Genomic DNA, 8,550 nt, shown 5'->3' with positions numbered 1-8,550 from the left:
CCCGCCGGGCCGGTCGCGTGTCCCGCTTGCGGCATCGTTTGCCTTTCCTTGCCGCGCCGGCCTCGGTGGCCAACGACTGTCGCAGCCTAGACCGGCCCACCTGTCGTCAGAAACCTGGGCCGGACGGGATGGCACAGACGGCGGACCGCCCGCCCCCGGAGATGGCGGGCGCCGGGCTGATCTCCCGCTCCTCCTCGGCCGTCACGACCCGACCGGACGCCTCCGCCCCAGCCGCACGGTCCCCGCTACGCCCCGACGCGGCCCGTCAGCTCGCCGAGCACCTGACATCCCCGCCAGCTCCGGCGGGGTGCGGGTCAGCGAGGCAGGCACGGGCCATGCTCCTGGCTCGAGGCGGCCAGCCAGGCCCGAGCGCATCTCCAGCCTGGCCGGGAAGGTTACGGGGCGGGCTCGTACACGACGGTGGTGGCGGGGCAGTCCTCGGCGAGCCCGAGGAGCGCCTGGCGCTCGTTGTCGTCGACGGCCAGGTCCCATCGCAGCTTGGTGCCGACCCACGTCGCGGCGTAGGTGCAGTAGTAGGAGGCGTCGGAGGGCAGCCACTCGGCCGGGTCCTTGTCCGCCTTGGACCGGTTGGAGGCGGCAGAGACGGCGATCAGCGTGTCCGGCGACGCCTGGTCGTTCGCGTACGCCTCCCGCCGAGCCGCCGACCACGGCGTCTGCTCGGAGTCGTACACCTCGGCGAGCGGTACAAAATGATCGACGTCGAGGCGGGCGGCGTCGGAGACGACGATGTCGTCGTAGGGGGAGCGCCAGGAGCCGCCGGTCAGCTTGCAGCCGGCCGCGACCTGCGGCGCTGTGTCGGCTTCGGCGAGGATGACTTCCTTGCGTGTGTCGCAGCCGTCCCCGGCGTTGAGCCCGCGGTTCCAGTGCTTGTACAGGTCCCGCTTGTAGCCTGCTCGGTGCTCGACAGCCACGGGGAGCTGGTCGATCGCCTCGAATAGCGGCAGCGGAGCTCTCATCCCGGACGGGCCGGCCACACCGGCGGCGGCCGGCGCCGCCGTAGCAGCGGGTGCGGAGTGCGCGGGAGGAGCCGCGAGGACGGGAAGGGCACAGAGGGCGAGTGCGGGCAGACCACGCAGCATCAGGTTCTTGATCACACAGGCGGGTCTAGCGGGCCCGACACCCGCCCCGACAGGCCATCAGCGGACAACTCACCCGTGCGGGCGGTCGGATTCACCACAGAAACGCAACTGCGCCCTCCATATGGTCAGGGCCGACCTGCCGCTTTCTCCGATATCCCTGATGACGTCCGCGATCGACTCCGTGTACGAAGGACAGGTACAGCCATGCACGGAAGGGGAGCGGGTGGGTAAGGCATCGTCGGGGAAGCGCGCGGCCAAGGCCGGGGGAACTCGGGATCACGAAGCATTTCGCTCAGCACGTAGCACGCCGCAAGTACGAGCTGAAGGTGCGCCGGCTCGCCAAGATCAACGAGCCGTTTCCCGTGACGCCTACCGGCATCGCTGCCGAGACCGGCTGCTACTGGGGGATCAGTGCCGAGGGTGTCCCTCACCACGCTGCTGAGGAGCTGTTCACCTCCCTTGAGGGACGCGCCGACACAGTACTGAAGGTCATCCTGAACGACCCGGACTGGGCGCTCACGCCCCCCTGGCCGTTGGGCCCAGACCAGCGCCATGTCCTCGCCTGGTGGATGGCTGCCCAGATCCTGCACACCACCCGCCAGCGGAAACGGCGTACCCACCAGCAGACCGAAGCACCGGACATCACCGGCCTCCAGCAGGAAGTACACACGCTGGCGCAGAACAACCCCCACCTCAGGGCGTCGCCCCGCGCGGTCAGGCACGCGTATAACTCCGAGCGGAACTCCGCCACCACCGTCAACGCGTCTCGTTCAACCTCGTGCCCGACCAGCCCCACGATCCCTTGGCCTCCGTACTGCGCTGTCGCTCAGCACAGGATCGACCTGCGGCCCCTCACACCGCTGGTGAACTGGGAGAGCACCGAACAACTTCGACGCCGGACGTTAAACGACAAGTCTAGTACCTGTGTCTGAGCCGTCCATGACAAGTGGTGGGGTTTGGAGGTGGGGGAACGGGGCCTGTCGGCGGTCGTTATGCGTCCGGTCTGGGCGTCCGATCGGGTTGGCGAGGCCGGCTTACCCGGTGTGGCTGACACCACCTGGCGGGACTCCGCCTACATTCGCAGCGGATCAAGGAGGCTGTGATGGCGGATCATCCGAACATCGAGGTGTTCAAGCGGGCCATGAATGCCTTTGTAGCAGGCGACATGGACGCCCTCGCGAAGGTGTTCCACCCCGATGTGGTGTGGCACATGAGCGGCCACAACCAACTGTCGGGAACATACCGTGGCCGCGATGCCACGTTCGCTCTGTTCCAGCGCGAATTCCAGCTGACAGACGGAACTTACCGCCCCCAACTCCAAGACGTGCTCGCCAACGACGAGCACACGGTCGCCCTGCTCCACGCCACGGCCTCACGCGAGGGCAAAGAGCTCGACATGGACTACGTGATCGTCTTCCGCATTCAGGATGGCCAGATCACCGAAGCACGGGGGCTGTGGTCCGACCAGAAGGCGTACGACGGGTTCTGGTCGTAACGATGAAGCCGTTTTCGTGCCGAAGGTCATATGCGGGTTCAGGCGGCTTGGGTGAGGTTCGCGGTGGAGACTGCGGGGGTCTTCTTCTGCTGGGTGATGCGGCGGGTCATGAGGGTGATGGCGGCCCATGTGATGAGGGCTTCGGAGTGCTGTACGAGTCGTTCGTAGTCGCGTGCGTGGCGGCGGGCGTGCATGAGCCAGGCCAGGGTTCGTTCGACGACCCAGTGGCGGGGCAGGACGACGAATCCGGTGGCGTCCTTGGGCCGGCTGACCGTCTTGATGGTGAGCCGCAGGTACTTCTTGGCCCAGTCGACGAGCTGGCCGGCGTAGGCGGAGTCGGCCCAGACGATGGTGATCTCGGGGTGCATGAGGCGGAGGCGGAAGAGGACTTCCTTGGCGGCGTCGCGGTCGGTCATATCGGCGGGGGTGACCATGACCAGCAGCGGGAGGCCGCGGGTGTCGACCACGATGTGTCTTTTGCGGCCGTTGATTTTCTTCGCGGCGTCGTAGCCGCGTGAGTCCTTGCCGACGGTCTCGGCGGCTTTCACGCTCTGGGAGTCGATGACGGTAGCGACCGCTCGGGGGCCTTTGCCCATGTCTGGGAACACCGCACCGGGCCCCGCCTCGACCTCGCCCGGATGCCGGGCCGGACGAACGAACTCCTCGCCGTCACCCTCGACGGGCTGTGCAAAAGTTTTGGGACGGCCATCTACTACTCGCAGTACACCGACGGCGAGGTCCACGTGCTGACCTCAGCCTCCGGACCGAAGGACCCGCCGGTGACCGAGGACGTGCCTTCCCCCAGGTCGCGCACGCCAGCGCCGTCGGCAAGAGCCTCCTCGCGCAGCTCGACTTCGACGGTCGCATGGATCACCTCAGCAGGTACGAGCCCTTCGCTCTCACCGGCAGAACCATCACCGACCCCCAGCAGCTCTTCGCTGCACTCGATGGACACGGGCCTCAAGCCTGTCAGTTCGACCTGCTCGAATACTCCATGCGCGAAGTCTGCGCCGCCGTACCCCTCTCCCTGCCCGGCCGAGCGGCGTGCATCGCCCTCTCCCTGCCAGCCCACCGCCACCCACAGCTCCTGGAGACAGCCCACACCCTCAGCCAACACTCCGCCGGCATCCTCCTGGCCCTACTCCTCGCCGACACCGCCGACAGCGGCTCCACCACCGAACCCGGCCAACCCCGCACGGACGCATGGCCTGCTGACGACACAACCGCCATCGCCCTCCCGTGACCGACGGCACCTGCGGTGCCGCTGGGGCGTGCCTCTTCAGGCGTCGCACCAGCGGCAGAAGCAACGAACGTGCGTCCCTCGCCGACCGCAGGCCGGGCACAGGCGCGTCTGACTTGCCACACATAGTGGCAAATCGATACGTGTCAGGGCGGTCGTGGGTGCATGCCCAGACCCGTGACGGTGTGACCGAGCTGACGATGTGGGCCGCCGGCCTTGTCCGCGTACGGCCTCCTTTCCAGGAGACGTAGCACCCACATCCAGAGAGCCCGCGTCGCGGAGATGTTCGAGTTGAGCCAGCGATCACCCTTCGGTTCGCCGGCGCTCACGCGGACGAGTCCGAAGGGTGACCGCGTTCCCTGCACGCACCTCGGCCCCCAGGGCGTCACACCAGCAAGGGACCGCCACAGCGTTCGGCGCCGTCCTTCATCGCGATCAGATTGGCCACCACGTAAGAGATCTGGTTCCGGGAGTGCCACTCGGTCGGGAAGTATGTGACCAGCCGTGAGTTCTGGAATCGGGCCTGGATCTCCGGTACGAAGGCACGGTACTGATTGTCGGTGTAGTACCAGAACGAGTTCTCGTTGTAGTAGGCGACATGTGTCGGGTCCTGGTAGGCGCCCCGGCCGTCGGAGCTGGGAGTGAGGGTGAGGAGCATGCCGCCCGGTGCCAGCAGGCGGTACAACTCATTGATCAGTGGAATTTTCGCGGGTACGTGCTCCAGGAAGTCCACCGCTCTGAGCAGACCGACCGAGTCGTCCGGGAGGTCCAGGGGTGCGGGCAGCGTCGCAATGATGTCGACGCCGTCCCTTGCGTACTGGTCCACTCCCAGGTAGCCGGGCGGCTTGCGGTGCGCGGCGCCGAGGTCCAGCGCGAGCAGCCCGCGCCGCTTGGTCCAGGCGAGCGCGTTGGGTTCGATGTGCTTGTCGTACAGGGCGACGGTCTCACGCTGAATGTGCGCGTTGATCTCGGTGTCGCGCTGGGTGTTGTCGGGATGCATGCGTTGCATGTACAGGCATCGGGGAATGCGGTGGAAGTCACCGGCCTGGAACAGACGGCACATCAAGTCCTGGTCGTCCAGCACCGTGCGCGCGGCATCGTACCCGCCGACCTGCTCGTAGGTGTCCCTGCGGAACGCCCTTACGTGGTTGGGGGCGTACCAGATGTACGAGACGTTGTGCGGCGTCGGTGCCATGGCGATGGCTTGCAGGAGGCGGCGACCGTCGACGTCCGCCTCCTCGTACTGCCAGCCGTTCGCCTCGTTGAACCGTGTGTCGTCCCGGCTTCCGTCCTCGGTGATCTGAGCGGTGTGGCTGTAGACGAAGACGACATCGGGATGCTCGTCGAAGGCCTTCGCCAGTTCCGCCAGGCAGTCCTTCGCCAGCAGGTCGTCGTGGTCGAGTTCGACGAGGATCTCGCCGCGTGCCACCTCGCAGGCACGGCGTTTGGCGGCTCCGACCCCCCGGATGTCGTCCGCGATCTCCAGCCGGACACGGTCGTCGGGGCGTTCCGGCCGCCATCGGGCGCCGTTGTTGAGGAGGACGATCCACTCCCAGTCGGAGCAGGTCTGCGCTTGTAGGGTCGCAAGGCATTCGTCCAGGAAACGCGGTCGGTGGCTGGGGGTGAAGACGGAGAACCTCGGGGTCGGGGAAGAAGTCATTCCGTGGTACCTACCTGAGTGTCTGTCAGTGCTGCGCTCGCGGAATCCCGGAACTCCTCCGGGACGAACTGTAGGAGCGATGGGTCGGCGCGGACGGCGAGGCCGAAGGTGTCCTTGGCCTCTTTGTCCCGGCCCTTCTTCGCCAGGGCCTGTGCAAGATGCAGATGGGCCGTGGCGGCCTTCGGGTCGGCCCCCACGATGTGCCGCAGGATCGCGATGGCCTGGTCGGGGTGGTTCGACTCGATCAGGAGCGCCTTGTTGTAGAGGGCCGATTCGAAATTCGGGTCGATCTTTAGGGCGTGGTCGTAGGCCGTGCGTGCGTCGGTTGTCCTGTTGTCGTGCTGGGCGATGACGCCGAGGTTGTACCAGGCGAGTTTGACGGCTGGGTTCACGTTCAGGTCCAGGACCTGTCGGAAGCTACGCGTCGCCCCGGAAAAATCCTTGTTCTCCCCCTGCTTGATGCCCGCTTGGAGCAGTGCCTCAGCCCGCGCGGCACGCTTGGCCGCAGGTGATTCGGACCCGGACACAGTCGAAGGAGTGGTCTTGGGGTCTCCTGCGAGCAGCTGAACAAGACCGGTCGCCGCATTGGCGACCACGACTGCCGCGGCGAGTCCGGTCCACAGCACGATCCGCTTTTTCACAGGGGTCTACCTCACCGATCCGGCCACGCGACTGAGGTGGGCGGCATGAGCAAGCACCGTTGGCTGCAGGGACGATGCTCGCGGACGTCGTTGACCAGTGCGGCCGTGTGCGTCGGCCGGCTGGTCAGGAGACTTCACGGCTCGGGGGTTCACGGCGCGCATACCGCGTAGACGGTGATGGTGCGTGCGTCGTCCGTGCTTGCCTGCCAGCCGGTAGCCGGGGAACCTCCGATAGGACGGCTGATGATCATCTCGGCGATGCCCAGCCCGTCGGTCATGTAGCCGCCGCCGACGGCGAATTTACCGGCGGGGCACAGGACAACGGCGTTGCCTGTGGAGCTGGTAGCCGTGACGACCGAGCTCTGCGCCCCGGAACTCGTGCCCTGGCCCCCTTGGAAGCCCTGGTTGCCTTGGAATCCCTGAGGGCCCTGCGCACCGGGGCCGCCCTGACTTCCCTGGGTACCAGCACCGCCCTGGAACCCCTGCGTGCCCTGCGGACCGACGTTGCCTTGGCTGCCTTGCGTGCCGACGCTGCCCTGGGCGCCCTGCGCGCCCGCAGCGCCTAGGCCGCCCTGTGCTCCGGTACCGCCCTGGAAGCCCTGGAAGCCCTGGCTGCCTTGGAAACCTTGGGTGCCTTGGGCTCCGGCTTCGCCCTGATTGCCCTGCGTGCCCTGCGTGCCCTGCGTGCCGACGCTGCCCTGGCTGCCTTGCGTGCCGACGCTGCCCTGGGTGCCTTGCGTGCCGGTGCTGCCCTGGGTGCCCTGTGCTCCGGTACCGCCCTGGAAGCCCTGGAAACCTTGGAAGCCCTGGGTGCCCTGGGCTCCGGCTTCGCCCTGCGTGCCTTGCGTGCCCTGCGCCCCGACGCTGCCCTGGGTGCCTTGCGCCCCGACGCTGCCCTGGGTGCCTTGCGTGCCGACGCTGCCCTGGGTGCCCTGTGCTCCGGTACCGCCCTGGAAGCCCTGGAAACCTTGGGTCCCCTGGCTGCCCTGTGTGCCGGTGTCTCCCTGGAACCCCTGGCTGCCTTGTGTGCCTTGTGTGCCGGTGTCGCCCTGGAACCCTTGACTGCCTTGGACTCCGGCGTCGCCTTGGCTGCCCTGGCTGCCCTGGCTGCCGATACCGCCCTGGCTGCCCTGGGTGCCGACTTCACCCTGGCTGCCCTGGACTCCGGCTCCGCCCTGGAAGCCCTGGCTGCCTTGGCTGCCTTGGCTGCCCTGGTTCCCCTGCACACCGGTTTCGCCCTGACTGCCTTGGCTGCCCTGGAACCCCTGGGTGCCGGGGCTGCCCTGGCTGCCCTGCGGGCCGGCTCCCGAACCACCCGGGCTGCCCTGCGCACCCTGGAAACCCTGCGGACCGAAACCGCCCTGGGCACCCTGCACACCGGCGCCGCCCTGGACACCGGGACCACCCTGGGCGCCAGGATCACCCTGGGATCCTGGTGTACCCATGTCGCCCTGCGTCCCCTGACTTCCCTGACTGCCGGGACCACCCTGACTTCCCTGGGCTCCCGTGCCACCCTCGCTGCCCTGGCTGCCCTGCGTACCGATCTCGCCCTGGCTTCCCTGGGTTCCGGTTCCCTGGAACCCTTGCGCACCGGTGTCTCCCTGGAACCCCTGACTGCCCTGGGTTCCTTGCGCACCGGTGTCTCCCTGGAACCCCTGGCCGCCCTGCGCGCCTTCGTCGCCTTGGCTGCCTTGGCTGCCCTGCGAGCCGGCGCCGCCCTGGCTGCCCTGGGCTCCGGCGGCGCCCTGGCTGCCTTGGGTGCCCTGGACCCCGTCGCTGCCTTGGCTGCCCTGGACTCCGATACCGCCCTGGCTGCCCTGCGGCCCGGTACCGCCCTGGTTGCCCTGCGCGCCTTCGTCGCCTTGGCTGCCTTGGCTGCCCTGGGCTCCGTCGCCGCCCTGGCTGCCCTGGACTCCAGCACCACCTTGGCTGCCCTGGTTGCCCTGCAGACCGATATCGCCCTGGGTGCCCTGGACTCCGATACCGCCCTGGCTGCCCTGCGGCCCGGTACCGCCCTGGCTGCCCTGGGCTCCGGCGTCGCCTTGCGTGCCCTGGCTGCCCTGGGCTCCGTCGCCGCCCTGGCTGCCCTGCGCCCCGGCATCGCCCTGGCTCCCCTGGAAACCCTGCGTCCCCATATTGCCCTGGCCGCCTTGGACTCCGGCGTCGCCTTGGCTGCCCTGGCTGCCCTGGCTGCCGATACCGCCCTGGCTGCCCTGGGTGCCGACTTCACCCTGGCTGCCCTGGACTCCGGCTCCGCCCTGGAAGCCCTGGCTGCCTTGGCTGCCTTGGCTGCCCTGGTTCCCCTGCACACCGGTTTCGCCCTGGCTGCCTTGGCTGCCCTGGAACCCCTGGGTGCCGGGGCTGCCCTGGCTGCCCTGCGGGCCGGCTCCCGAACCACCCGGGCTGCCCTGCGC

General features: G+C 68.2%; 9 protein-coding genes and 1 pseudogene. 4 read left to right on the top strand and 6 right to left on the bottom strand.

Going from position 1 to position 8,550, the window contains the following annotated elements:
- Window positions 1–395 precede the first annotated feature (395 nt).
- Entirely contained in the window at window positions 396–1,100 is a 705-nt protein-coding gene (locus ACZ3X1_RS36980; protein WP_467283929.1) for an HNH endonuclease family protein, read from the bottom strand.
- A 326-nt stretch (window positions 1,101–1,426) separates the two neighbouring features.
- On the opposite strand from ACZ3X1_RS36980, the gene ACZ3X1_RS36975 reads away from it, so the two are divergent.
- Window positions 1,427–2,032 (top strand): hypothetical protein, encoded by a 606-nt coding sequence (locus ACZ3X1_RS36975; protein ID WP_467283921.1) that lies wholly within the window; start codon window positions 1,427–1,429, stop codon window positions 2,030–2,032.
- A 170-nt stretch (window positions 2,033–2,202) separates the two neighbouring features.
- Window positions 2,203–2,595 carry a nuclear transport factor 2 family protein gene (locus ACZ3X1_RS36970; protein ID WP_390079378.1) on the top strand — a complete coding sequence of 131 codons (393 nt, stop codon included), beginning with the start codon at window positions 2,203–2,205 and terminating at the stop codon, window positions 2,593–2,595.
- A gap of 77 nt (window positions 2,596–2,672) precedes the next feature.
- Here ACZ3X1_RS36970 and ACZ3X1_RS36965 read toward each other — a convergent pair.
- A pseudogene (locus ACZ3X1_RS36965) lies at window positions 2,673–3,194 on the bottom strand (transposase); the annotation flags it as partial.
- 113 nt (window positions 3,195–3,307) lie between these two features.
- A complete protein-coding gene (locus tag ACZ3X1_RS36960; protein ID WP_467283919.1) occupies window positions 3,308–3,469 on the bottom strand; it encodes a hypothetical protein in 162 nt (53 codons plus the stop codon).
- Between ACZ3X1_RS36960 and ACZ3X1_RS36955 the strand changes: the two genes are divergently transcribed.
- Window positions 3,461–3,838: a hypothetical protein gene (locus tag ACZ3X1_RS36955; protein ID WP_467283917.1), complete on the top strand. Its 378-nt coding sequence runs from the start codon at window positions 3,461–3,463 to the stop codon at window positions 3,836–3,838. The two genes, ACZ3X1_RS36960 and ACZ3X1_RS36955, sit on opposite strands and share 9 nt — an antisense overlap.
- Window positions 3,839–4,220: 382 nt before the next feature.
- Here the strand turns inward: ACZ3X1_RS36955 and ACZ3X1_RS36950 are convergent, their stop codons facing one another.
- The 3 genes from ACZ3X1_RS36950 to ACZ3X1_RS36940 all read right to left on the bottom strand — a co-directional run bounded on the left by ACZ3X1_RS36950 (window position 4,221) and on the right by ACZ3X1_RS36940 (window position 7,362).
- Window positions 4,221–5,495 (bottom strand): glycosyltransferase, encoded by a 1,275-nt coding sequence (locus tag ACZ3X1_RS36950; protein ID WP_467283914.1) that lies wholly within the window; start codon window positions 5,493–5,495, stop codon window positions 4,221–4,223.
- Window positions 5,492–6,136, bottom strand: coding sequence for a tetratricopeptide repeat protein (locus ACZ3X1_RS36945; protein WP_467283912.1), 645 nt, complete (start codon window positions 6,134–6,136; stop codon window positions 5,492–5,494). The genes ACZ3X1_RS36950 and ACZ3X1_RS36945 overlap by 4 nt, the downstream gene beginning before the upstream one ends.
- 149 nt (window positions 6,137–6,285) lie before the next feature.
- Window positions 6,286–7,362 carry a collagen-like protein gene (locus tag ACZ3X1_RS36940; RefSeq protein ID WP_467283909.1) on the bottom strand — a complete coding sequence of 359 codons (1,077 nt, stop codon included), beginning with the start codon at window positions 7,360–7,362 and terminating at the stop codon, window positions 6,286–6,288.
- On the opposite strand from ACZ3X1_RS36940, the gene ACZ3X1_RS36935 reads away from it, so the two are divergent.
- Window positions 7,339–8,550, top strand: a 1,212-nt coding sequence (locus ACZ3X1_RS36935; protein WP_467283907.1) for a hypothetical protein, incomplete at its 3' end; no start/stop codon positions are given. The two genes, ACZ3X1_RS36940 and ACZ3X1_RS36935, sit on opposite strands and share 24 nt — an antisense overlap.

This window comes from Streptomyces sp. NPDC023541 (assembly GCF_055559995.1).
This window is presented reverse-complemented; position numbering and strand designations above follow the sequence as displayed.